The sequence below is a fragment of the Streptomyces sp. NPDC001480 genome, assembly GCF_042894725.1.
In the GTDB taxonomy this organism is placed as follows: domain Bacteria; phylum Actinomycetota; class Actinomycetes; order Streptomycetales; family Streptomycetaceae; genus Streptomyces.
Genome location: NZ_JBIAVX010000016.1, coordinates 43584 through 68087 on the forward strand (window position 1 = coordinate 43584; position 24504 = coordinate 68087).

20 protein-coding genes are annotated in these 24504 nt (G+C 70.9%); 5 read left to right on the forward strand and 15 right to left on the reverse strand.

What is annotated here, in order from left to right:
* Nucleotides 1–128: 128 nt before the first annotated feature.
* From infB to rimP, 4 genes are all read right to left on the reverse strand, one after another.
* On the reverse strand, nt 129–3230 hold the full coding sequence (gene infB / locus ACFY01_RS33895) for a translation initiation factor IF-2 (RefSeq protein ID WP_390739596.1): 3102 nt from the start codon (nt 3228–3230) through the stop codon (nt 129–131).
* Nucleotides 3231–3375: 145 nt separating this feature from the next.
* On the reverse strand, nt 3376–3672 hold the full coding sequence (locus tag ACFY01_RS33900; protein WP_390739597.1) for a YlxR family protein: 297 nt from the start codon (nt 3670–3672) through the stop codon (nt 3376–3378).
* A gap of 102 nt (nt 3673–3774) precedes the next feature.
* Nucleotides 3775–4761, reverse strand: coding sequence for a transcription termination factor NusA (gene nusA / locus ACFY01_RS33905; protein ID WP_390739598.1), 987 nt, complete (start codon nt 4759–4761; stop codon nt 3775–3777).
* Nucleotides 4762–4763: 2 nt separating this feature from the next.
* Nucleotides 4764–5261, reverse strand: coding sequence for a ribosome maturation factor RimP (gene rimP, locus ACFY01_RS33910; protein ID WP_390739599.1), 498 nt, complete (start codon nt 5259–5261; stop codon nt 4764–4766).
* 195 nt (nt 5262–5456) lie between these two features.
* On the opposite strand from rimP, the gene ACFY01_RS33915 reads away from it, so the two are divergent.
* The 3 genes from ACFY01_RS33915 to ACFY01_RS33925 are packed head-to-tail and all read left to right on the forward strand — an operon-like array spanning nt 5457 to nt 7466.
* Complete coding sequence (locus ACFY01_RS33915; protein WP_390739600.1) at nt 5457–6008, forward strand: hypothetical protein; 552 nt, start codon at nt 5457–5459, stop codon at nt 6006–6008.
* Entirely contained in the window at nt 6005–6520 is a 516-nt protein-coding gene (locus tag ACFY01_RS33920; RefSeq protein ID WP_390739601.1) for a ferritin-like domain-containing protein, read from the forward strand. The genes ACFY01_RS33915 and ACFY01_RS33920 overlap by 4 nt, the downstream gene beginning before the upstream one ends.
* A 46-nt stretch (nt 6521–6566) precedes the next feature.
* Nucleotides 6567–7466, forward strand: a complete 900-nt coding sequence (locus ACFY01_RS33925; RefSeq protein WP_390739602.1) for an aminoglycoside phosphotransferase family protein — start codon at nt 6567–6569, stop codon at nt 7464–7466.
* 111 nt (nt 7467–7577) lie between these two features.
* On the opposite strand, the gene ACFY01_RS33930 is transcribed toward ACFY01_RS33925, so the two are convergent.
* The 10 genes from ACFY01_RS33930 to ACFY01_RS33975 all read right to left on the reverse strand — a co-directional run bounded on the left by ACFY01_RS33930 (nt 7578) and on the right by ACFY01_RS33975 (nt 20226).
* The gene (locus tag ACFY01_RS33930) at nt 7578–7799 is read right to left on the reverse strand and encodes a hypothetical protein (protein ID WP_390739603.1); all 222 of its coding nucleotides are present in this window, start codon (nt 7797–7799) and stop codon (nt 7578–7580) included.
* 72 nt (nt 7800–7871) lie between these two features.
* Nucleotides 7872–9575: a proline--tRNA ligase gene (locus tag ACFY01_RS33935; RefSeq protein ID WP_390739604.1), complete on the reverse strand. Its 1704-nt coding sequence runs from the start codon at nt 9573–9575 to the stop codon at nt 7872–7874.
* A 72-nt stretch (nt 9576–9647) separates the two neighbouring features.
* Nucleotides 9648–10178, reverse strand: a complete 531-nt coding sequence (locus ACFY01_RS33940) for a GNAT family N-acetyltransferase (RefSeq protein WP_390739605.1) — start codon at nt 10176–10178, stop codon at nt 9648–9650.
* Nucleotides 10179–10207: 29 nt separating this feature from the next.
* Entirely contained in the window at nt 10208–11056 is an 849-nt protein-coding gene (locus ACFY01_RS33945; protein ID WP_390739606.1) for a GNAT family N-acetyltransferase, read from the reverse strand.
* Nucleotides 11057–11157: 101 nt separating this feature from the next.
* Nucleotides 11158–12930 carry an alpha-L-fucosidase gene (locus ACFY01_RS33950; RefSeq protein WP_390739607.1) on the reverse strand — a complete coding sequence of 591 codons (1773 nt, stop codon included), beginning with the start codon at nt 12928–12930 and terminating at the stop codon, nt 11158–11160.
* Between the two features lie 171 nt (nt 12931–13101).
* Nucleotides 13102–14259, reverse strand: a complete 1158-nt coding sequence (ispG, locus tag ACFY01_RS33955) for a flavodoxin-dependent (E)-4-hydroxy-3-methylbut-2-enyl-diphosphate synthase (RefSeq protein WP_132856061.1) — start codon at nt 14257–14259, stop codon at nt 13102–13104.
* A 170-nt stretch (nt 14260–14429) separates the two neighbouring features.
* Nucleotides 14430–15719, reverse strand: coding sequence for a M50 family metallopeptidase (locus ACFY01_RS33960; protein ID WP_390739748.1), 1290 nt, complete (start codon nt 15717–15719; stop codon nt 14430–14432).
* An 8-nt stretch (nt 15720–15727) separates the two neighbouring features.
* The gene (gene dxr, locus ACFY01_RS33965) at nt 15728–16999 is read right to left on the reverse strand and encodes a 1-deoxy-D-xylulose-5-phosphate reductoisomerase (RefSeq protein WP_390739608.1); all 1272 of its coding nucleotides are present in this window, start codon (nt 16997–16999) and stop codon (nt 15728–15730) included.
* 155 nt (nt 17000–17154) lie between these two features.
* A complete protein-coding gene (locus tag ACFY01_RS33970; protein WP_390739609.1) occupies nt 17155–19089 on the reverse strand; it encodes an acyl-CoA dehydrogenase family protein in 1935 nt (644 codons plus the stop codon).
* 327 nt (nt 19090–19416) lie between these two features.
* Nucleotides 19417–20226 carry an endo-1,4-beta-glucanase gene (locus ACFY01_RS33975; protein ID WP_390739610.1) on the reverse strand — a complete coding sequence of 270 codons (810 nt, stop codon included), beginning with the start codon at nt 20224–20226 and terminating at the stop codon, nt 19417–19419.
* Nucleotides 20227–20460: 234 nt separating this feature from the next.
* On the opposite strand from ACFY01_RS33975, the gene ACFY01_RS33980 reads away from it, so the two are divergent.
* Both ACFY01_RS33980 and ACFY01_RS33985 read left to right on the forward strand, forming a co-directional pair.
* Entirely contained in the window at nt 20461–21474 is a 1014-nt protein-coding gene (locus ACFY01_RS33980; RefSeq protein WP_390739611.1) for a LacI family DNA-binding transcriptional regulator, read from the forward strand.
* Nucleotides 21475–21648: 174 nt separating this feature from the next.
* On the forward strand, nt 21649–23706 hold the full coding sequence (locus ACFY01_RS33985) for a TIM-barrel domain-containing protein (protein ID WP_390739612.1): 2058 nt from the start codon (nt 21649–21651) through the stop codon (nt 23704–23706).
* A gap of 75 nt (nt 23707–23781) precedes the next feature.
* Here ACFY01_RS33985 and ACFY01_RS33990 read toward each other — a convergent pair whose 3' ends face one another.
* Nucleotides 23782–24495 carry a hypothetical protein gene (locus tag ACFY01_RS33990; protein ID WP_390739613.1) on the reverse strand — a complete coding sequence of 238 codons (714 nt, stop codon included), beginning with the start codon at nt 24493–24495 and terminating at the stop codon, nt 23782–23784.
* Nucleotides 24496–24504 lie beyond the last annotated feature (9 nt).

Here is a 24504-nt window from a genome sequence, read left to right on the forward strand (position 1 = left end):
GGGATTGACGGGCCCGCCGGCAGATCGGCGGGAACATCAGAACCGTACAACGAACGGCCGGGGCCGATCGACGGAAATTACTCTCCGTCGACCGGCCCCGGACCGGACCGTCCCGGAAGCCCGAGCGCTTACGCGCGCGGCTTCTCGCGCATCTCGTACGTCGCGATGACGTCGTCGACCTTGATGTCGTTGAAGTTTCCGAGGTTGATACCACCCTCGAAGCCCTCGCGGATCTCGGTGACGTCGTCCTTGAAGCGACGCAGGCCCTCGATGTTGAGGTTCTCCGCGACCACCTTGCCGTCGCGGATGAGGCGGGCCTTGGTGTTGCGGCGCACCTCGCCGGAGCGGATGAGGACACCGGCGATGTTGCCCAGCTTGGACGACTTGAAGACCTCGCGGATCTCCGCCGTGCCGAGCTCGACCTCCTCGTACTCCGGCTTGAGCATGCCCTTGAGGGCCGCCTCGATCTCCTCGATCGCCTGGTAGATGACCGAGTAGTACCGGACGTCCACGCCCTCGCGCTCGGCCATCTGCGCCGCGCGGCCGGCCGCGCGGACGTTGAAGCCGATCACGATGGCGTCGGAGCCCATCGCCAGGTCGATGTCGGACTCCGTGACCGCACCGACGCCGCGGTGCAGGACGCGGATGTCGACCTCTTCGCCGACGTCCAGCTGGAGCAGGGAGGACTCGAGGGCCTCGACGGAACCGGAAGCGTCACCCTTGATGATCAGGTTCAGCTGCTGGACCTCGCCGGCCTTGAGCACCTTGTCCAGGTCCTCCAGCGACACACGGCGCGTGCGCTTGGCGAACGCGGCGTTGCGCTCACGGGCGGCGCGCTTCTCGGCGATCTGACGGGCCGTACGGTCCTCGTCGACCACCAGGAAGTTGTCGCCCGCACCCGGGACGTTGGTCAGGCCCAGGACCTGGACCGGCGTCGACGGGCCGGCCTCGGCGACGTTGTTGCCGTTGTCGTCGAGCATGGCGCGGACTCGGCCGTAGGCGTCGCCCACCACCATCGTGTCGCCGACCCGCAGCGTGCCTCGCTGGACGAGGACCGTCGCCACGGCACCGCGGCCGCGGTCGAGACGGGACTCGATCGAGATGCCCTGCGCGTCCTGGTTCGGGTTGGCCCGCAGGTCGAGCGAGGCGTCGGCCGTGAGGACCACGGCCTCCAGCAGCGAGTCGATGTGCAGACCCTGCTTGGCGGAGATGTCGACGAACATCGTGTCGCCGCCGTACTCCTCGGCCACCAGGCCGTACTCGGTCAGCTGACCGCGCACCTTGGTCGGGTCGGCACCCTCGACGTCGATCTTGTTGACCGCGACGACGATCGGCACGTCGGCCGCCTTGGCGTGGTTCAGCGCCTCGACCGTCTGCGGCATGACGCCGTCGTTGGCCGCGACGACCAGGATCGCGATGTCGGTCGACTTCGCACCACGGGCACGCATGGCGGTGAACGCCTCGTGACCCGGGGTGTCGATGAAGGTGATCTTGCGCTCTTCGTCGTTGACCTCGGTCGCGACCTGGTAGGCACCGATGTGCTGGGTGATGCCGCCGGCCTCGCCCGCGATGACGTTCGTCTTGCGGATGGCGTCGAGCAGGCGGGTCTTACCGTGGTCGACGTGACCCATGACGGTGACGACCGGCGGGCGGACGACCAGGTCCTCCTCGGACCCCTCGTCCTCGCCGAACTCGATGTCGAAGGACTCGAGCAGCTCGCGGTCCTCCTCCTCCGGGCTGACGATCTGAACCGTGTAGTTCATCTCGTCGGCGAGGAGCTGGAGCGTCTCGTCGGAGACGGACTGCGTGGCCGTGACCATCTCGCCCAGGTTCATCATCACCGCGACGAGCGACGCCGGGTTGGCGTTGATCTTCTCGGCGAAGTCGGTGAGCGACGCACCGCGCGACAGGCGAATGGCTTCGCCGTTGCCGCGAGGCAGCATCACGCCGCCGACCGACGGGGCCTGCATGGCCTCGTACTCCTGGCGCCTCTGCCGCTTCGACTTGCGGCCACGGCGCGCGGGACCGCCGGGACGGCCGAAGGCGCCCTGCGTGCCACCACGGCCACCCGGACCACCGGGACGACCACCGAAGCCGGGACGGCCACCGCCGCCGCCACCGGGACCACCGGGACGACCGGCGAAACCGCCGCCGCCGCCACCGGGACCGGCAGGACGACCGGCGAAGCCGCCGCCGCCACCGGGACGACCGGCGAAACCGCCGCCGCCCGGACGACCGCCGCCGCCACCGGGACGACCGCCGCCGCCACCGGGGCCACGGCCGCCGGGGCCACCGCCGCCGGGACGCGGACCCGCGGCGGGACGCTGCGGCATCATGCCCGGGTTCGGACGCGGGCCGCCGGGGCCGCCGCCGGGACGGGGACCGCCCTGCGGACGCGGCATCGAGCCCGGGGTCGGGCGCGGACCGCCCGGAGCCTGCGGACGCGGACCGCCGCCCTGGGCGCCGGGCGCCTGGGGACGGGGACCGCCGCCGGGGGCACCGGGGCCGCCCGGACGGGGACCGCCCTGCGGGCGCGGGGCCTGCGGGCGGGCCATGCCGGTGGAGCCACCGGAGGTGAAGGGGTTGTTACCCGGTCGCGGACCGGCCGGACGGCCGCCGGGACGCGGGCCCTGACCGCCGGGACGACCGCCGCCCTGGGCGGCAGCGGGACGCTCGCCCCGCTGGCCCTGGCCGGGACCGCCCGGACGGGCGCCGGGCTTGGGGGCGCCGGGACGCGCGCCGGGGCGCGGGCCCTGGGCGGCCGGAGCCTGCGGGGCCGGAGTCTGCGGGGCCGGAGGCGCCGGCGGAGCGGTGAACTCCGGGGCGGCCGGCGCCGGACGCGGCGCGGGCTTGGGACCCGGAACCGGACGCGGGCCGGGGGCAGGCGCGGGCGCCGACGGAGCCGACGGCTGCTGGGCCGTGGGCTGCGGGGCGGCCGGCTGCGGGGCCGACGGCGGCTTGGGGGCGCCCGGCTTCGGGGCAGCCGGACGTGCCGCCTGCGCCGGAGAGGGCGCGGCGGGCCTGGGGGCGGCCTTGCGCGGGGCGGGCTTGCCGGCGGACTTGCCGTTGCCACCGCCCTGGAAGGCGTCGGTCAGCTTGCGTACTACGGGCGCTTCGATCGTCGAAGACGCCGAACGGACGAATTCACCGAGTTCCTGGAGCTTGGCCATGACGACCTTGCTCTCGACACCGAACTCCTTGGCGAGTTCGTAGACCCGGACCTTAGCCACTTCGCTCCTTTGAGGTCCGGGTTGCGGCCGGACCGTCCCTAGTTCATGGGCGTACTCATCGCGTACTCATCGAGTGCTCATCGCAATCTCGACCTGCTTTCGACTCGCGAGGTACCAGACCGCACGGGGTTCCGTGCGGCACGTCTTACGGTGTTGCCTGCTCAGCAACTGTCGTCTGCTCGACGTACTGGCGCAACGCCTTTGTGTCGAGCGCTCCCGGGGCGCGCAGTGCCCGCGTGAACGCCCGGCGGCGTACCGCCTGGTCGAGACAGACCAGGGCGGGGTGTACGTACGCACCCCGGCCGGGCAGCGTACCGCGAGGATCGGGGACGCACGCGTCCTCGATCGCCACGATCCGTAGTAGACCGGTCTTGGCCGTTCGCTCCCGACACCCCACACAGGTGCGTTCAGGGCATGCTCGGGCATGCGTCCGGCCAGACACCTCTAAGTCTACCTCCCCGTACCGACCTCACCCCTTTGGGTCATGGGTCGAACAGTTGTCGTGCATATAACTGTCGTGATCTGAGCGCCCTGCGGCCTGGATCTATTCCCCGGCCTGCTCGGTGTCCGGACGGATGTCGATCCGCCAGCCGGTGAGCCGGGCGGCCAGCCGGGCGTTCTGCCCTTCCTTGCCGATCGCCAGCGACAGCTGGTAGTCGGGCACGATCACCCGGGCGGACCGGGCGGCCAGGTCGACCACCTCGACCTTGGACACCCGAGCGGGTGACAGCGCGTTCGCGACCATCTCCGCCGGGTCGTCCGACCAGTCGACGATGTCGATCTTCTCGCCGTTCAGCTCGCCCATCACGTTGCGCACCCGGCCGCCCATGGGGCCGATGCAGGCGCCCTTGGCGTTCAGGCCCGAACGAGTGGAACGTACGGCGATCTTCGTACGGTGACCGGCCTCACGGGCGATGGCCGCGATCTCGACCGAGCCGTCGGCGATCTCCGGCACCTCGAGCGCGAAGAGCTTCTTCACCAGGTTGGGATGGGTGCGCGAAAGAGTGACAGAGGGTCCGCGGACGCCCTTCGCCACCCGTACGACGTAACTGCGCAGCCGCATGCCGTGCGGGTACGTCTCTCCCGGCACCTGCTCCTGCACCGGCAGGATGGCCTCCAGCTTGCCGATGTCGACGAGCACGTTCTTCGGGTCGCGGCCCTGCTGCACCACTCCGGTGACGATGTCGCCCTCGCGGCCGGCGTACTCGCCGAGCGTCGCGTCGTCCTCGGCGTCGCGCAGCCGCTGGAGGATGACCTGCTTGGCGGTGGTGGCGGCGATGCGACCGAAGCCGGACGGGGTGTCGTCGAACTCGCGGGCCTCCTGGCCCTCCTCGAGGTCCTCGGGGTCCTCCTTCGCCCACACGGTCACATGCCCGGTCTCCCGGTTGAGCTCCACGCGCGCGTGTCGGCGGCTTCCCTCGGTGCGGTGATAGGCGATGAGGAGGGCCGATTCGATCGCCTCGACCAGCAGGTCGAAGGAGATCTCCTTCTCCCGAACCAAGCCCCGCAGGGCACTCATGTCGATGTCCACGGCTACGCCTCCTCTTCCTTCTTGTCCTTGCGGCTGAACTCGACCTGCACACGCGCCTTGACGACGTCCGGGAAGCCGAGTCTGCGGGTGGTGGCCCTGCGGCCCTTCACTCCGGGCACTTCGAGGTCGAGACCTTCGTCGTCGACCGTCAGGATCCTGGCGACCAGCTCCCCGTCCTCGGCCAGCTGGAACTTCACCAGACGGCCGACCGCACGGGCGTAGTGCCGGGGTTCCTTGAGGAGGCGCTCCGCGCCCGGGGTTCCGACCTCCAGGTCGTACGCGCCCTCACCCATCGCGTCCGTCTCGTCGAGCTTCGCCGAGAGCGCGCGGCTCACATCGGCGATCTGGTCCAGGTCCGCCCCGGTGTCGGAGTCGACGACGACGCGCAGCACCCGCTTGCGGCCGACGGAGTCCACGGCGATCTCTTCGAGATCCAGGCCCTGGGAGGTGACGAGCGGTTCCAGCAGTTCTCGCAGCCTCTCGCTCTGGGTGGTGCTCATCCGGGTGACTCCTCGGCCGCGTGTGCTGTTGTGGGATGGGTCGCGTGTCTGGTCAAAGGGTATCGGGTCGCAGGGGGTGTTGCCGTCCACCTGCGCCCGGACGGTGCCGATGACCGGTGCCGGGTGGGGGCGCGGGTACGGTGATCACGGGCGTGCCCGCCCCCGACTTCGTACGAGTGCCCGAGGACGTCTGCCGTGCCCCTCACCCCTCCCACGCGTGCCCTCTCGTGGCCGCGCAGAAGAACGCTGCTCGCCTCGGCCGCCGGAGCGGTGCTGCTCGCGGGCTGCTCCGACGGAAGCGGTGACTCCGGCGGCGGGGACGGCGGCCTGTCGGTGTCCGAGCGGGCACGCGCGCGTGCGGCCCGGGAGAGCCAGGGGCTGGTGGCGCGGTACGACGCGGTGCTCACCGTGCATCCGGCGCTGGCGGACCGGCTGGGTCCGCTGCGGGCCGAGGTCGCGGCCCACGCGGAGGCGTTCGGGGAGGGTTCGGCGGCCCCCTCACGGTCGTCCTCCTCGGCTTCGTCGGCCTCCTCGTCCCCGTCGCTGTCCGCCGAAGCGTCAGGGGCGCCGGCCGTGCCGACCGACGAGAAGGACGCGCTCGCCGCGCTCGCCGCCGCCGAACGCGCCCTCGCCGACCGGCGGGCTAAGGCGCTGGAGACGGTGGAGGGGGAGCTGGCCCGGCTGCTGGCCTCGGTGGCGGCGGCCGGGGCGACGCACGCGTATCTGCTGACGGAGGGTGACAGGTGAGCGACAAGGCGAGGGCCAAGGCGAGGGACGGCGAACTCAAGGCCCTCCAGGCCGCGCTGGCCGCCGAGCACGCGGCCGTGTACGGGTACGGCGTGGTCGGCGGGCGGATCGGCGCGGGACGGCGCACTGAAGCACGGGCGGCGTACGACGCGCATCGGGCGCGCAGGGATGCGCTGGTCCGTGAGGTGCGCGACCTGGGCGGCTCCCCGGTGCCCGCGGACGCGGCGTACGCGCTGCCGTTCCCGGTGCAGGACTCCACGGCGGCGGTGCGGCTCGCCGCCGAGTTGGAGGAACGCGTGGCCGGGGTCTACTCCGACGTGGTGCGGGCGACCACGGGCGGGCGGCGCGGCGAGGCCGCCGGGGCGCTGCGGGAGGCCGCGGTGCGGGCGGTGCGCTGGCGCGGGAAGAGCGTAGCCTTCCCTGGTCTCGCCGAGCGGAACGGTGCCGCGGCCGGTACGTCCGCGACCCCGGCACCGGCCTCGGGCTCCGGCTCGGCGACACCGACGGCATGACCCGGCGCCAGGAGGGGCCGGCACCCAGGAAGGGAACGACTCGCGCATGGCTTTCGAACCGCCGCAGCGTCTCGTCAGGGCGCTCGGTGAGACGGCACGGGACGGTGACGGCTGGCTGGACGGGCTGTCGGAGGCCGTGCGGCAGGCCGTCGCGCTACGCGGGTTGACCGTCGAGCGGGTGCAGGTGCCGGGCGGCCGCAGCAGTCTGGTCGTGCTGGTGCGCCGGGCGGACGGGACCCCGGCCGTGCTGAAGCTGGCCCCGCCCCGGGCCCGGCCGGAGGCCGAGCGCGCGGCACTGGCGCACTGGGGCGGCCTGGGCGCCGTACAGCTGCTGGAGGCGGACGGGACCGCGGGGGTGCTGCTGCTGGAACGGCTGCACCCGGACGTGTCCGTGCGGTCGCTGCCCGAGTCGAAGGCGCTGCTGGAGGCGGCCGGGACACTGCGGCGGCTGTGGGTGGAGCCTCCGGCGGACTTCTCCTTCGAGACCGTCGACGGGCGGACCGGGCGGCAGGCCGAGGCGATGCGGGCGAGCGCGGCCACCGACCCCGAGGTCGCCCCGCTGGTCGAGGCGGCGCTCGCGGCCCGTGCGGAACTGCTCGCCGCGCCGCCGGAACACCAGTTGCTGCACGGCACCTTCCGGCAGAGCAAGGTGCTCGCCGGGGAGCGGATGCCGTGGCTGGCGGTGGGGCCGGACCCGCTGGTCGGCGAGTGCGCCTTCGACCTGGCCCGGCTGGTCCGGGACCGGGTGGAGGACCTGATCGCCACGCCGTCGGGCGCGTCGACGACCCGGCGGCGGGTCAAGCGGCTCGCGGAGTCACTGGACGTGGACCAGGAGCGGCTGCGCGGCTGGACCCTGTTCCGCGCGGTGGAGTCCGGGGTACGGGCCCGCCGGGTGGGCCGGGAACAGGACGCGGAACTGCTGCTGGAGTTCGCGGGCTGGCTCTAGCGGCCCCGGCCGGTCCGGCGTGCGCCGAGCTTCGGCCGTAGCGCTGTTCGTACGTGGTCAGGGCGGCGGGGGGCGCCGCCGGGGGCGAGGTCGTGCGCGGGGCTGTGGTGGTCACGACGCCCCCGAGGTGGCGTCGGTGGAGCCGTTGCCTGAGGTGAGGCCGTCGGGGGACGGCTGGAGGCCGGGGGAGGACGAGGAGTCGCCGGAGCCGCTCGCCGACGTGTCCGTGCCGTCGTCGGCGCTGCTCGTGCTGGAACCGGTGCCGCCGCCGCGGCCCCCGCTCCTCTTCCCTGGTCGCCATGACCGTTCCCCTCCGTAGTGACGTTCTGTCACGCCCTACGGTCGGGGAACGGTCTGGGAGAAGCCTGTGAGGTGCCTTCAGGTGTCCGGACCTGAGGAGTGCCTTCAGGCGGTCAGGCGCGTGATCGCCTCGTCCACCGTGAGCTCCTCGCGCTCACCGGTCTTGCGGTCCTTCAGCTCGAGGACGCCCTCGGCCGAGCGGCGGCCGGCGACGAGGATCTTCGGTACGCCCATCAGCTCGGAGTCGGTGAACTTCACGCCCGGGGACACCCCGGCCCGGTCGTCGACCAGGACGCGCAGCCCGGCGGCCCGCAGCTTCTCGGAGACCTCCAGCGCCAGCTCGGTCTGGAGCGCCTTGCCGGCGGCGACCACGTGCACGTCGGCCGGGGCGACCTCGGCCGGCCAGCACAGCCCCTTGTCGTCGGCGGTCTGTTCGGCCAGCGCCGCGACCGCGCGGGAGACGCCGATGCCGTAGGAGCCCATGGTGACGCGGACCGGCTTGCCGTTCTGGCCGAGGACGTCGAGCTTGAGGGCGTCGGCGTACTTGCGGCCGAGCTGGAAGATGTGGCCGATCTCGATGGCCCGGTCCAGCTTGAGGCCGGTGCCGCACTTCGGGCAGGGGTCGCCCTCCTGGACGACCACCACGTCGACGTACGCGTCGACGTCGAAGTCGCGGCCCGCGACGACGTTCCTGGCGTGCGTGCCCTCCTTGTTGGCGCCGGTGATCCAGGAGGTGCCGGGGGCCACCCGCGGGTCGGCGATGTACGTGACCTTCTCCCCCAGGCCCTGCGGACCGACGTAGCCGCGGACCAGGTCCGGGCGGCCCACGAAGTCCTCGGCCGTCACCAGCTCGACGGCGGCCGGGGCGAAGTGCGCCTCGACCTTGTCCATGTCGACCTCGCGGTCGCCCGGGACGCCCACGGCCACGATCTCGCCGTCGACCTTGACGAGGAGGTTCTTCAGCGTGGCGGACGCCGGGACACCGAGGTGGGCGGCGAGGGTCTCGATGGTCGGGGTGTCCGGGGTGGGGATCTCCTCGAGCGCGGCCACGCCGTCGGCGTCCACCGGCTTCAGCTCGTACGAGATCGCCTCGGTGTTGGCCGCGAAGTCGCAGTTCGGGCAGTCCGCGAAGGTGTCCTCGCCGGCGCCGGCCGGGGCGAGGAACTCCTCCGACTTGGAGCCGCCCATCGCACCGGCGGTGGCGGCGCAGATGCGGTAGTCGAGGCCGAGGCGCGCGAACACCTTCTGGTAGGCCTCGCGGTGCAGGGCGTAGGACTGGGCGAGGCCCTCGTCCTCCGTGTCGAAGGAGTACGAGTCCTTCATGAGGAACTCGCGGCCGCGCAGGATGCCGGCCCGCGGGCGGGCCTCGTCACGGTACTTGTGCTGGATCTGGTACAGGATGACCGGCAGGTCCTTGTACGAGGACGCCTGGTCCTTCACCAGCAGGGTGAAGATCTCCTCGTGGGTGGGGCCGAGCAGGTAGTCGCCGCCCTTGCGGTCCTTCAGGCGGAACAGTTCGGCGCCGTACTCGTCCCAGCGGCCCGTCGCGTCGTACGGCTCACGCGGCAGGAGGGCCGGGAGCAGCACTTCCTGGGCGCCGATCGCGTCCATCTCCTCACGGACGATCCGCTCGACGTTGGCGAGGACCTTCTTGCCGAGCGGCAGCCAGCTCCAGACGCCGGCGGCGGTACGGCGGACGTAGCCGGCGCGGACGAGGAGCTTGTGGCTGAGCACCTCGGCGTCGGCCGGGTCGTCGCGCAGCGTTTTCGCCATCAGCTGGGACATGCGCTGGACGGGTGCGTTCGCCATGGTTCTCGTACTCCTGCCGGGTAACGGTGATGGCTAGGAGGTTAGCCGGGGGGCCGCCCCGCCCGGAAATCCTTACTTCCGGCGCAGGGGCAGCGGGGCGCCCATGACGGCGTAGGGCTTGGGGGCGCTGGGGAAGAGCACCTGCCGGGCCAGGTCCTGGTAGCCGAGCGAGTGGTAGAGGCCGCGGGCGGGGCTGTCGGTGTCGATCGCGGAGAGGATCGAGCGGGGTTCGGCGGCACCGTCGGTGATCGTGGTGATCAGGGTGCGGCCGATACCGAGGTTCTGGTGGCCCGGGTGGACGTGCAGCTCGGTGATCACGAAGGTGTCGTCGAGCCAGTCGTCGTGGCCGCGGGCCCGCAGATACGGTTCGACGACGGTGGACCACCAGTGGGCGCGGTCGTTGGGCATGCCGTAGACGAATCCGACGAGCCGCCCGCCGACCGTGGCGCCGAAGGCCCTCGCTCCGGGGTACTGCATGTGGCGCAGAACGATCTGGCGGCGCACGGCCACCTCGTCGGGGCCCAGCCCGAAGGCGACGGCCTGGACGGCCAGGGCCTCGTCGACATGGGCTGAAAGGTCCAGGGGGCCGATCACGACGTCCATGCGGGGAGACTACAGGGGGGCCTGAATTCTCAGAACAGCACGCTCATGAAGGCGCCGATCTCCTGGAAGCCCACCCGCTGGTAGGCGCGCCGCGCCGGGGTGTTGAAGTCGTTGACGTACAGGCTCACCATCGGGGCCACGTCGGCCAGCGCATACCGCAGGACCGCCGCCATGCCGGGGGCGGCCAGTCCCTTCCCCCGGTACTCGGGGGCCACCCATACGCCCTGGATCTGGCAGGCCTGGGAGGTGGCCGCGCCGATCTCCGCCTTGAAGACGACCTTGCCGCGTTCGTCGACGCGGGCGAACGAGCGGCCGGAGCCCACGAGTTCGGCGACCCGGGCCTGGTAGAGGAGGCCGCCGTCGCCGGCCATCGGGGAGACACCGACCTCTTCGGTGAACATCGCCACGCACGCCGGCATGATCGTGTCCATCTCGTCCTTGCGGATGCGGCGGACGTAGGCGTCGGGGGCGATGTCGGCGGGCATGCGGTCGGTGACCATGAGGGGCTGGCGGGTGCGGATCTCGCGGGCGGGGCCCCAGTGCGGTTCGAGCAGGCGCCACAGCTCGGCGGTGGATTCGGCGGGCCCGACGATGGAGGAGCAGCGGCGCCCGGCCCGGCGGGCGCGGTCGGCGAAGGCGCGTACGGCGCGCGGGGTGGCGCAGATCGGGACGAGGTTGGCGCCCGCGTAGCACAGGGAGGTCAGCATGCCGTCCTCGTACCAGCCCCACATCTCGCCGCCGAGCCGCCACGGGTCGAGGCCCGCGATCTGGACGCGGGAGGTCACGAAGGCGTTGGCGACGGGCTCGCGGTCGAGGACGGCGAGCGCGGCGTCCAGGTCGCTCGGTTCGAGCACCCGAGAGGTGGTCTGGGTCAACACGTTGCGGGGCCTCACCCTGAGGATCTGCTGATCTCCGCACTGTACCTGCCGAAATTGTGCCGCGCCGCCCCGCGGGGGGCGGCGCGGGGGGACGGCCGGGGTCAGCCGTGGCTCGTGGGATGGCCGTAGCCGACCTGTATCTCGTCGATGCGCAGTTGCCGGTAGTAGTTCGGCACGGTGGCCGCGGACCAGGTGGTGGGGACGTCGAGCCGGATGTACCGGGTGCGGAGGCGGTCGCCGAGGTCGATGAAGCGGATACCGCGGGCGCTTTCCAGCACCCCGGCGTCGACCTCACGCCATGCGGTCCCGTCGTCGCTCACGGACACCGTGTAGTCCTTGATCCGCGCGGAGTCCTCCTTCCGGCCGAAGGACTCCCTGTTGTACGTCGGCGACCACTCGCTCTGGTTGATCCCCAGGTAGGACACCTTGCGGGACTTGCCGAGGTCGAGGGTGTAACCGGCGGGCAGGACACCCTGGTTGTCGGTGTACGTCGTGAAGTCACCGTCGGTGAGGGCGGGTTGACTCGCCCTGACGGAGCCGGCCGGGTAGACGCCGCGGCGGTGCCCGGACGTGCGCACCTTGAACACCGTGTCGTACGGGTCCCAGTCGGTGATGCCCCGGACGGTGAGTGTGCCGTCCCGCTGGTCGAAGTGGAGCCGCTTTCCGGTGCGCAGGTCGGTGACGCGCGTGACCCGGTAGCCGTTGTCACGCACGCGGACCTGGTCGCCGGTGGCCGGGCGGGTGGTGACGTGGATGTACTGGGTGGCGGCGGGACGGGAGCGGCTGACGGTGATGTAGCCGTAGGAGCCGTCGTTCCAGCTGCCCGGTTGCATGCCGCCGTACAGGAATCCGCCGGCGCGGACGTCGTGCAGGGACTCCCAGATGGGGCCAAGGTAGTCCTTCAGCAGGTCGATGAACTTCTCCTGCGCCGGCGGGAAGCGGCCGTCGACCATCGCCGTGAAGTCCATGAGGGAGAGAATGGAGTTGCCCGCGTTGGCGATGTACCGGTCGACGTTGAGGCCGGTGGACACCGGCCGGTCCTGGCCGTCGTACCACCAACTACCGGTGTCCGGCACCTTGTAGCAGGACTCGGTCAGGCGCGGCTGCGGGGTCCAGATGGCCGAGGGCTGGTCGTAGGGCGGGGTCATCCCGGTCTTCTGCTCGTGGGACACCATGTCCATGATCGGGGTGTCCTCGTTGTTGTTGCTCAGCGTCATGTCCGGGCGCAGCTGCCGGATCTGCTCGTAGAGCTGGTGCTGCTCCCAGTACTCGTTGTCGTTGTCGATCCAGAAGCCGGCGAGCTTCGGGTAGTTCCGCATGACCTCGAAGAAGTTGTCGTAGCTGAACTCGCCGAAGCCCTCGCGGGTGGTGAGGTCGACGTCGTGGCCCTTGTAGGCGGAGTACCCCGCGGAGTCGAGGGTCTCGACACCCTGCTCGGCGTGCCACTTGGGGTCGTCGGTCATGTAGAGGATGACCTTGAGGCCCTTTTGGGCCGCGGCGTCGACGAGTTCGCCGAGGATGTCGCGCTTCGTCGAGCAGGAGCCGGGGATCTTCGACGGCCAGGGGCGGGCGTAGCCGAGGCGGGAGTGGAAGGTGGCGAGCACGATGTAGCTCGCGCGGATCTTGCGGGCCTCGTCGACCCAGTAGTCGGGGTTCCAGCCGCCGTCGGTGACGGCCTGTTCCCAGGAGGCGCAGTCGTAGTGCCTGGGGGCGGTGAACATTCCCCAGTGGAGGAAGAGGCCGGCGGTGGCGTTGCGGAGCGTGGCCTGCCGGGCGGGGTACGGGGGTGCCGTACCGGCGTGGGCCGCGGGGGCGGTGGCCAGCAGCAGGGCGAGGAGGGCGGTCCAGAGGGCGAGGAGTCTGCGGCGTCTCATACGGTCCCCTTGGTCATCCGATGTATAGACGAGGGCGTACGCATGGGGTGGGGTAGGGTCGCTGGCGCGCCCCTCAAGATCCCGTCATACATCGGATCTGTCAAGGGAATGGGAGCAATGCTTACGCCCCGCCACAGGAGATGTGACGGGGCGTGGAAAAGCCGCTGTGGTTCAGTCGGCGACGGACACCGACGGCTCGCCGGAGGCCACGCCGTCGGCCTCCATCTGCTCGGCGAGCTTCATGGCCTCCTCGATCAGGGTCTCCACGATCTTGGACTCGGGGACGGTCTTGATGACCTCGCCCTTGACGAAGATCTGGCCCTTGCCGTTGCCGGAGGCGACGCCGAGGTCGGCCTCGCGGGCCTCGCCGGGGCCGTTGACGACGCAGCCCATGACGGCGACGCGGAGGGGGACCTCCATGCCGGTCAGGCCCGCGGTGACCTCCTCGGCGAGCTTGTAGACGTCGACCTGGGCGCGGCCGCAGGACGGGCAGGAGACGATCTCCAGGCCGCGCTGCTTGAGGTTCAGGGACTCCAGGATCTGGTTGCCGACCTTGACCTCCTCCACGGGCGGCGCGGAGAGGGAGACGCGGATCGTGTCACCGATGCCCTGGGAGAGCAGGGCGCCGAAGGCGACGGCCGACTTGATGGTGCCCTGGAAGGCCGGACCGGCCTCGGTGACGCCCAGGTGGAGGGGGTAGTCGCACTGCGCGGCGAGCTGCCGGTAGGCCTCGATCATCACGACCGGGTCGTTGTGCTTGACGGAGATCTTGATGTCCCGGAAGTCGTGCTCCTCGAACAGGGACGCCTCCCACAGCGCCGACTCGACCAGCGCCTCCGGGGTCGCCTTGCCGTACTTCTGGAGCAGGCGACGGTCGAGGGAGCCGGCGTTGACGCCGATGCGGATCGGCGTGCCGTGGTCCTTGGCCGCCTTCGCGATCTCCTTGACCTTGTCGTCGAACTGCTTGATGTTGCCGGGGTTGACGCGGACCGCCGCGCAGCCGGCCTCGATCGCGGCGAACACGTACTTCGGCTGGAAGTGGATGTCGGCGATCACCGGGATCTGCGACTTCCGGGCGATCGTCGCCAGCGCGTCCGCGTCGTCCTGCGTCGGGCAGGCGACCCGCACGATCTGGCAGCCGGACGCGGTCAGCTCCGCGATCTGCTGGAGCGTGGCCCCGATGTCGGACGTACGGGTCGTCGTCATCGACTGCACCGACACCGGCGCGTCCCCGCCGACCGCCACGGATCCGACCTGGATCTGCCGGCTCTTCCGGCGCTCGGCGAGCTTGGTCGGAACGGACGGCATGCCGAGAGAAATCGCAGTCATCTGCTGTGCAACCCCAAGTCGTGGATCAAGGTCCGGTCCCGTCAGGCGTCGGGCTCCAGGCTTCGAGATTACGGCACGGCCCGACGCCCGAGCACATCCCACCCGTAAACCCACTCAATGGGAGGCGGCCCGGAACAGGGTGCCCCGGGCCGCCTCGAAACGCTGCGTGGCTAGGAGATTTTCACCGGGTTAACCACGTCCGCGATCAGCACGAGGATGGTGAAGCAGACGAAGATCCCGGCCACCACATAGGCCACCGGCATCAGCTTCGCCACGTCGAACGGACCCGGGTCCGGCCGGCGCAGCACCCTGGCCAGGTTCCGGCGCAGCGACTCCCACAGGGCGCCCGCGATGTGCCCGCCGTCGAGCGGGAGCAGCGGAAGCATGTTGAACAGGAAGAGGGAGAGGTTGAAGCCGGCCACCAGCATGACGAACATCGCCAGCTGCTGGGTGGGCGGGATGTCGAGGGTGAAGATCTCACCGCCGACCCGGGCCGCGCCGACCACGCCCATCGGGGAGTCCGGCTGACGGGGGGCGTCGTTGAAGGCGGCGTTCCAGAGGGCGGGGATCTTGCCGGGCAGGGCCGCGATGGAGTCGACGGCCTCGCCGAGGCGGTCGCCCATCCAGGTCACCGACTCGCCGAAGTCCTGGCGCACCACGCCGTTGGCGGCGCTGAAGCCGAGGAAGCCGGCCGAGGTGTACCCGTTGACGATCTGCCCGTGGGAGTCCTTCTTCGCCACCTGGTTCTCGACGAGCGTCGCGCGCAGGGTCAGCTCGTGGCCCCCCCGCTCGACGACGATGGGGACCGTCTTGCCGGGGTTGGCGCGGATCAGGTCGGAGAGCTTGTTCCAGTTGTCCGTCGTGACGCCGTCGAACGAGACGATCTTGTCGCCCGCCTTGAGGCCCGCCGCGGCGGCCGGGGAGACGGGGTCGGACTTCTTGCAGGTGTCGCGGTTCTGGGTCTGCGAGATCACGCACTTGGAGACCGAGCTGACGGTGGTCGTCTGCTGCGTGATGCCGAAGCCCATCAGCACGGTGAGGAACAGCACCACCGCGAGGATCAGGTTCATGAAGGGACCCGCGAACATCACGATGACCCGCTTCCACGGGGCCCGTGTGTAGAACAGGCGGGTCTCGTCGCCGGGCTGGAGCTCCTCGAAGGCGGCCGAGCGGGCGTCCTCGATCATGCCGCGCCACGGCGAGGTCGAGCGCGCGGTGATGCGGCCGTCGTCGCCGGGCGGGAACATGCCGATCATGCGGATGTAGCCGCCCATCGGGATCGCCTTGAACCCGTACTCCGTCTCGCCCTTCTTGCGCGACCAGACGGTGGGGCCGAAGCCGACCATGTACTGCGGCACGCGGATGCCGAAGAGCTTGGCGGTGGAAAGGTGTCCCAGCTCGTGCCAGGCGATGGACACCAGCAGTCCCAGCGCGAAGACGCCTATGCCGAGGATGAACATCAGGGTCGTCATGCACGCGCCTCCGCGGTCGCCGTCTGCGCTGTCAGTTCCCGGGCCCGGGCCCGTGCCCAGGTCTCCGCCTCGAGGACGTCCGACACCGTGAGTGAGGTTCCCGTCCCCGGGGTGCCGTGCTCCTCCACCACCCGGGTGACGGTCTCCATGATCCCGTTGAACGGCAGCGCGCCGGTGCGGAACGCCTCCACGCACTCCTCGTTGGCCGCATTGAACACCGCGGGGGCGGTGCCCGCGAGCTCACCCACGTGGCGCGCGAGGTTCACCGAGGGGAACGCGTCGTTGTCGAGCGGGAAGAACTCCCAGGTGGAGGCCTTGCTCCAGTCGAAGGCGGGCGCCGCGTCGGGGACGCGTTCGGGCCAGCCGAGACCAATGGCGATCGGCCCCCTCATGTCGGGGGGCGTCGCCTGGGCCAGTGTCGATCCGTCCGTGAACTCAACCATCGAGTGGACATACGACTGGGGATGCACGACCACCTCAATGCGGTCGAAGGGAATGTCGTAGAGCAGGTGCGCCTCGATGACCTCCAGGCCCTTGTTGACGAGGGTCGCGGAGTTGATCGTGATCACCGGGCCCATGGCCCAGGTGGGGTGCGCCAGGGCGTCCTCGACCGTGACGTCGGCCAGCTGCTCCTTCGTACGGCCGCGGAACGGGCCGCCGGAGGCGGTGACGACCAGCTTGCGCACATCGGCCCGCGACCCGGCCGCGAGCGCCTGGAAGAGCGCGGCGTGCTCGGAGTCCACCGGAATGATCTGGCCGGGCTTGGCGAGCGCCTTGACCAGGGGGCCGCCGACGATGAGCGACTCCTTGTTGGCGAGCGCCAGGGTCCGGCCGGCCTCCAGGGCGGCCAGGGTCGGGGCGAGGCCGATGGAGCCGGTGATGCCGTTGAGCACGGTGTGGCAGTCGGAGGCGGCGACCTGGGTGGCGGCGTCCGGGCCGGCGAGGATCTCGGGGAGCGGCTCACCGGTGCCGTACCGGGCGCCGAGCGCCTCGCGCAGCGCCGGTACGACGTCCTCGCGGGCGACCGCGACGGTCCGCACCCGCAGCCGGTGCGCCTGCTCGGCGAGGAGGGTCACCCGGCCGCCGTTCGCGGACAGGGCGGTCACCCGGAAGCGGTCGGGGTTGCGCAGCACGAGGTCGATGGCCTGGGTGCCGATGGACCCGGTGGAGCCGAGGATCACCACGTCCTTGGGACCGTCCCCCGCGAGAGGGTCGTAGACGAGGTGCGGGTCGGCGAGGGGCGCCGGACTGGCGGGACTGTCGGTCATCCCCCCATTGTTGCCGCATTCGGCGACCGGAAGGACAGCGCGTCCCTCGGGCGGGTGCCTTATCCGGATTCTCCACCAGTTGTCCATGTTCGGACACCATGCGGACACCGCGTCGAACGGTACGACGCGGTGTCCGGGCGGCCGGTACCGCCGGGCTAGCGGACCGGGCGGTGCACGTTCTCCCGTCGGCTGGGGCCCGGGGTCGCGTCGGCGATCCACGGGCCGTCGCCCGACGGGTCGACGATGCCCTGTTCCAGCCACTCGTAGGCGCCGCCGAGGACGCCCTTGACCACCGTGCGGTCGACGTCGTCGGTGTTGTTCCAGAGCCGGTCGAAGAGTTCCTCGACCCGGACGCGGGACTGGCGGCAGAAGGCGTCGGCGAGCTGGTAGGCCTCGCGGCCGTGGTCGCCCTGGCTGCGCAGCAGCTCGGCCCGGACGCAGGCCGCGCTCATCGCGAACAGTTCGGCGCCGATGTCCACGATCCGGCCCAGGAAGCCCTGCTTGGTCTCCATCCGGCCCTGCCAGCGGGACATGGCGTAGAAGGTGGAGCGGGCGAGCTTGCGGGCGTGCCGCTCGACGTAGCGCAGGTGACCGGAGAGGTCCACGCCGTGCTTGAACTGGCTGTACGAGGAGGGCAGCTGCCCCGGGCCCGCGACCAGTTTCGGCAGCCACCTGGCGTAGAACACGCCGGCGTTCGCGCCCGCCTTCGCCTTGTCCGGCAGGGACTTGTCGGGGTCGATGAGGTCCCCGGCGACCGAGAGGTGGGCGTCGACGGCCTCGCGGGCGATCAGCAGGTGCATGATCTCGGTGGAGCCCTCGAAGATCCGGTTGATGCGCAGGTCGCGCAGGATCTGTTCGGCGGGTACGGCGCGCTCGCCGCGGGCCGCGAGGGAGGCGGCCGTCTCGAAGCCGCGGCCGCCGCGGATCTGGACCAGTTCGTCGGCCATCAGCCAGGCCATCTCGGAGCCGTACAGCTTGGCGAGGGCGGCCTCGATGCGGATGTCGTTGCGGTCCTCGTCGGCCATCTGGCTGGACAGGTCCAGCACGGCCTCCAGCGCGAAGGTGGTCGCCGCGATGAAGCTGATCTTGGAGCCGACCGCCTCGTGCAGCGCGACGGGCTTGCCCCACTGCTCGCGGGCCGCCGACCACTCACGGGCGATCTTCAGGCACCACTTGCCCGCGCCGGCGCACATCGCGGGCAGCGACAGGCGGCCGGTGTTCAGGGTGGTCAGGGCGATCTTCAGGCCCGCGCCCTCGGGGCCGATGCGGTTCGCGGCGGGGACGCGCACCTGGTGGAAGCGGGTGACGCCGTTCTCCAGGCCGCGCAGGCCCATGAAGGCGTTGCGGTTCTCGACCGTGACGCCCTCGGAGGCGGCCTCGACCACGAACGCGGTGATCCCGCCCTTGTGCCCCTCGGACTTCGGCACGCGCGCCATGACCACGAGCAGGTCGGCGATCACGCCGTTGGTCGTCCAGAGTTTCACCCCGTCGATGACGTAGTCGTCGCCGTCGGGCACGGCCGTGGTGGCCAGCCGGGCGGGGTCGGAGCCGACGTCCGGCTCGGTGAGGAGGAAGGCGGAGATGTCGGTGCGGGCGCAGCGGGGCAGGAAGGTGTCCTTCTGCTCCTGGGTGCCGAACAGCTTCAGCGGCTGCGGTACACCGATCGACTGGTGGGCCGACAGCAGGGCGCCGACCGCGGGGTTCGCGGAGCCGGCCAGGGCGAGAGCCTTGTTGTAGTAGACCTGGGTCAGGCCCAGGCCGCCGTACTTGGTGTCGATCTTCATGCCGAACGCGCCGAGCTCTTTCAGCCCGTCGATGACCTCGTCCGGGATCTGGGCGTCCCGCTCGATCCTGGCGCCGTCGATCTTCGTCTCGCAGAAGTCGCGCAGCTTGGCGAGGAACTCCTCGCCGCGCTGGGCGTCCTCGTCCGCGGGGAGCGGGTGCGGATGGATGAGGTCGAGCCGGAAGCGGCCGAGGAACAGTTCCTTGGCGAAGCTTGGCTTGCGCCAGTCCTGTTCCCGGGCGGCCTCCGCCACCTGGCGGGCCTCGCGTTCGGTGACGGTGGGTTTCTTGGTGGTGGGGGCGGACATGAGGCTCACCTCGCCGCGAAGAGGGATGATTGCGGACCGTTCGTTACCGACCAGTGCTACTGGATCGTTGGTACCCGAAACGGGGCGGCCCCACCAGTCCTGCCGCGCCCGTTCGGCCCAAACCCGTACCCCGCCGCTCCAGGACGTACGGGGGTTGCGGGCGCGGGGCGTTCCGGCGGACGGTTTCCTCGTCCCCGCCGCCCCTGCCCTTCCCATCCCCAGGGGCTCCGCCCCTTCAACCCCACCGGGGTTGCGACCCCACCGGGGAGCCGCCAAGTGCCGGACGGGCTGGAAGCAGCGCCCCCTGCCCGTCCGGCCAGTGGTCGGTCAGCCGATGTCGAGCGAGTAGGACTTGGTGTCCAGGCGGCCCGAGCCCTTGAAGACCTCGGTGCCGGATTCGATGCCGGAGACGTACTTGTCGTTGGTGAGGAGCTTGCGGCGGACCAGGGCCTGGGTGAAGTCGTCCAGGTTCAGCGTGGCGCTGGTGGTGTTGGTCCGGCGGACGAAGGAGTAGACGTTCCAGCCGATGTTGCCCTTGTAGATGTCCCACATGGCGCCGTCGAGGCTGACGCTGCCGTACTTGGTGCCCAGCGGGCCCGCGCCGCCCTGGCGGTTGAGCCAGACCATGATCTCGTCGGTGGGCTGGTCCTGCCAGTCCGCGGTGTTCTTGGCGTGCAGCCACAGGTCGTAGGCGACGTTGAGGGTGCCCGGGTTGGAGCTGAGGGAGAAGTTCCACTTGGCGGTGACCTTCTTGCGGTCGCCGACCCGGATCGGCAGCCCGGTGGTCGCCTTGTCGACCTTCCAGCCCCAGTGCCAGCCGAGGACGGTACTGGCGTACGACTTGACGTCCGAGTCGGTGCCCTTGCTGTTGTTCGCCCAGGTGAAGTCCGTACCCCAGGAGATGGTGGAGCCCGAGGCCGAGTTGCCCCAGACGCACTGGGTGCCGGTGCCCTTGTCCTGACCCCAGAGATTGTTGTTCACGTAGTACTTGCCGAGCGTGATCGTGTCGAAGGCCGTGCACTTCTTGCTCGACTCGCCGGCCTGCGCGACGGTGACGCCCGCGGCGGCCGCCAGGGCGACCGAGGCGGCGAGCAGCGTCTTCGCCTTCTTCGACAGGCGCGGTCTGCGGTGTTGCATCGGGGGTCCTTCCGGGGGACGGTTCGTGTACCGCCCCCCTGTGGTCGCGGCCCGGCCGAAAAGTTGCCGTACTTCGCGGACGGTTCCACCGAGACCCTGCCCCCGAAATAGGTGTCGAAGCGCTTCGACAACCTATGGACACCCACCCCCACTGAAGCTACTGTCGAGACACCCTCACTCGTCCTTGTCAGCAACGCGCACTGTCGAAGCGCTTCACAAAGCTTGGAGAGCTGGATGGTCACCCTCGCCGAGGTCGCCCAGCACGCCGGAGTCTCGGCGAGCACGGTGAGCTATGTCCTCAGCGGCAAGCGGTCCATCTCCACCACCACCCGGCAGCGGGTCGAGCAGAGCATCCGGGAGCTCGGGTACCACCCGAACGCGGGCGCCCGCGCCCTGGCCAGCAGCAGGTCGAACATCATCGCGCTGATGGTCCCGCTGCGCACCGACATGTACGTGCCGGTGATGATGGAGATCGCCATCGCGGTGGCCACGACCGCCCGTGCGCACGGCTACGACGTCCTGCTGCTCACCGGCGAGGAGGGCCCCGACGCGGTGCGCCGGGTCACCGGCAGCGGGCTGGCCGACGCGATGATCCTGATGGACGTCGAGCTGGAGGACGAGCGGCTGCCGCTGCTGCGCCAGACCGACCAGCCCTCCGTCCTCATCGGCCTGCCGGCCGACACCACCGGCCTGACCTGCGTCGACCTGGACTTCGCGGCGACCGGCGCGCTGTGCGTGGAGCACCTGGCGAAGCTGAGCCACCGTGACATCGCTGTCATCGGCGAGGCCCCGGCGGTCTACGAGCGGCACACCGGCTTCGCCGAACGCACCCTCGACGGCCTGCGCACCCGCGCGCGGGAGCTGGGCCTGAGGGTGCTGCACCGCCCGTGCGAGGGCGGGTACGACGCGATGGCCGTCACGCTCGCCCGGATCTTCGACGAACGCCCGACCACCACCGGGTTCGTGGTGCAGAACGAGTCCGCCGTCGAGCCGCTGCTCGCCCTGCTGCGCCAGCAGGGCCGGGCGGTGCCCGAGGACGTGTCGGTGGTCGCGATCTGCCCGGAGCAGGTCGCCGTCCAGGCCTCCGTGCGGCTGACGTCGGTCGCCATCCCCGCGCAGGAGATGGGCCGGCACGCCGTGGAGCACCTGGTGGCCAAGCTGGACGGTCGCGGGGACGACGAAGTCGTGCTGATCGCACCCGAGTTGACCGTCCGGGCGAGCTCCGGGCCGGCGCCGGCCGGTTCCTGACCGCACCACCGTTCCACGTCACAGTTTCACGCCGCAGTTCCACACCGCAGTTCCCGCCGGAGCTCCGTGTCCGGCGTTACGTGTCCCGCGTTCCGTGTCTTTACGAACCCGCCGCCCCTTCCGGGGCACCCCCATGCCTGCTGTCCCCGTCTGCACTCCCCCAGGAGCACGCACGTGAATCAGCCTGCCGAACACCAGCCTGCCGCAGCGCAGCCCAAGGTCAGCCTCGCGCAGTCCTCCCCCACCGTCGGCACGTTCCGCGAACGGGACGGCGCGCTGGAGTGGAGCGGCCGCCAGGAGACGGTACGCATCGAGCCGTGGGGCCCGGACGCGGTCCGGGTGCGGGCCCGGCTCGGCGGTCCCGTGCTCGACGCCCTGCCGGGCGCCCTGCTCGACACCCCGCCCGCCACCGAGAGCACCGTCAAGATCGGGGACGGCGAGGCGCGGCTGACGGTCGGCGCGCTGACGGTGGAGGTCGACGCCGGGGGCCTGGTCCGCTTCCTGCGCACGGACGACCTGTCCGAGCTGCTGGCCGAGGCGCGCGCCCACTTCTGGTGGCCGGGCTCCCGGCTGTACACGGCGGTCGGCAACGGTCACCACCGTCTGGAGCAGCGTTTCGCCGCCTACGAGGACGAGAAGCTGTACGGCCTGGGCCAGCACCAGCACGGCCGCCTCGACCAGAAGGGCCTGGTCCTGGACCTGGTGCAGCGCAACGCCGAGGTCGGCATCCCGGTGCTCGCCTCCAGCCGCGGCTACACCCTGTTGTGGAACAACCCGGCGATCGGCCGCGTGGAGCTGGCGCACAACGGCACCCGCTGGGTGGCGGACTCCGCCCGCCAGATCGACTACTGGATCACCGCGGGCACCCCGGCCCACGGCCAGCGCCGCTACAGCGCGGTGACCGGCCGGACGCCGATGCTCCCGGAGTGGGCGGCGGGCTTCTGGCAGTGCAAGCTGCGCTACCGCACCCAGGACGAACTCCTCGCGGTGGCACGGGAGTACAAGCGCCGGGGTCTGCCCCTGGCCGCGATCGTCTGCGACTTCTTCCACTGGACCCACCTGGGCGACTGGAAGTTCGACCCCGAGGAGTGGCCGGACCCCGCGGGAATGGTCCGCGAGCTGGCGGAGATGGGCGTCAAGCTGGTGGTGTCGGTGTGGCCGTCGGTGTCCCCGTTGTCGGAGAACCACCCGGTGATGGAGCAGCGCGGCTATTTCATCGGCACGCAGTACGGCCCGATGGCGCACGCCGACTGGCCGGACAAGGGGGTCGCCTCCACGGTGCAGGTGGCCTTCTACGACGCCACCAACCCCGAGGCCCGGGAGTTCGTGTGGTCCCGGGTGAAGGAGAACTACCTCGATCCGTACGGCATCACGGCGTTCTGGCTGGACGCCTGCGAGCCCGAGCTGAAGCCGGGCTTCCCGGAGAACCTGCGCTACTGGGCGGGTCCGGGCCTGGAGGTCGGCAACAGCTACCCCGCGGAGAACTCCCGCGCGTTCCACGAGGGCCTGCTGGCGGCCGGCGAGGACGAGGTGATCACCCTCAACCGCTCGGCGTGGGCGGGCAGTCAGCGCCACGGCGCCGCACTGTGGTCCGGTGACATCGGCACCGACTTCCCGACCCTGCGCCGCCAGATCGCGGCCGGCCTGAACACCGCACTGTCCGGGATCCCCTGGTGGAACACCGACATCGGCGGCTTCCACGGCGGCGACCCGGACGACCCGGCGTACCGCGAGGTCATGGTCCGCTGGTTCCAGTTCGGCGCGCTGTCCCCGCTGATGCGCCTGCACGGCTTCCGCGACCCGGGCATGCCGCTGGGCCCGGAGATGACCGGCGGCCCGAACGAGGTGTGGTCGTACGGCGAGGAGGCCGGCGCGATCCTGGAGCGGTACCTGCGGCTGCGCGAACGCCTCAAGCCGTACGTCCTGCACGTCATGCGGGAGGCGCACGAGGAGGGACTGCCGGTGATGCGGCCGCTGTTCCTGGAGTTCCCCGACGACCAGGCGGCCTGGTCGGTCGACGACGCCTACCTGTTCGGGCGGGACCTGCTGGTCGCCCCGGTGCTGACGGCGGGGGCCACCGCCCGCACGACGTACCTCCCGGCGGGCGCCCGCTGGACGGACGCGTGGACCGGTGAGGCGTACGAGGGCGGTACGACCGTGACGGTCGACGCCCCCCTGGACCGCATCCCGCTGTTCCTGCGGGACGGGGCACGGCTGCCGGTAGCGGAGTAGCCGACCCCGGACGCGGAGGTGCGGCCGGTCCCGTAGGGGAGGGACCGGCCGCACGTGCGGGTGTGCGCGGGTGGATCAACTGCTGCTGACCGTCTCGCTGTTGGTGGTGAAGTTCAGGCCGCCGGACGAAGACGTGATCTCGAAGCCGAACTGCACGTCTCCGATGGTCACGTTGCCGAACCACCCCTTGGTGTCCTTGATCCACTTCAGGATCGGCAGGACGTTGACCGTGCCGGAGGTGGAGTTCGAGGTGCGGACGAACGAGAAGACCTCGTTGGAGCCGTTGTTGCCCTTGTAGACGGTCCAGGTGTGGCCGCCGAGCGTCAGGTTGCCCTGCGAGGTGCCGAGGGGGCCGACGGCTCCGGTCTTGTTGACCCAGAGCATGATCTCGTACTTGTGGTTGGTGTCCCAGATGTCGTACGACGTGTTGTACGCGCCGGACGACGGGATGGTGACGTTGTAGCTGCTGGTGAGCGAGGACAGCGAGGTGATCGACTTGTTGACCACCTTCTTGGCGTTCGGGTAGGCCTTGATGCCGCCGGTGCCCGGGTGGTTGGCGTTGACGCCCCAGTTGGTGCCGGAGTTGGCCCAGATGCACTGGCTGCCGGCTCCGGAGCCCCAGATGTCGTTGTAGAGCGTGTAGCCGTTCAGCGTGGTGCTGCCCCACTGGTCGCAGGAGCTCCAGACGGCGGCCGAGGCGGGGGCGGAGGCGAGGCCGACGGTGGCGCCGAGGGCCATCGCCGGGGCCAGTACGGCCATCGTGATCCTGCGCAGCGTGCGAGGTGCCATGGTGTCCCT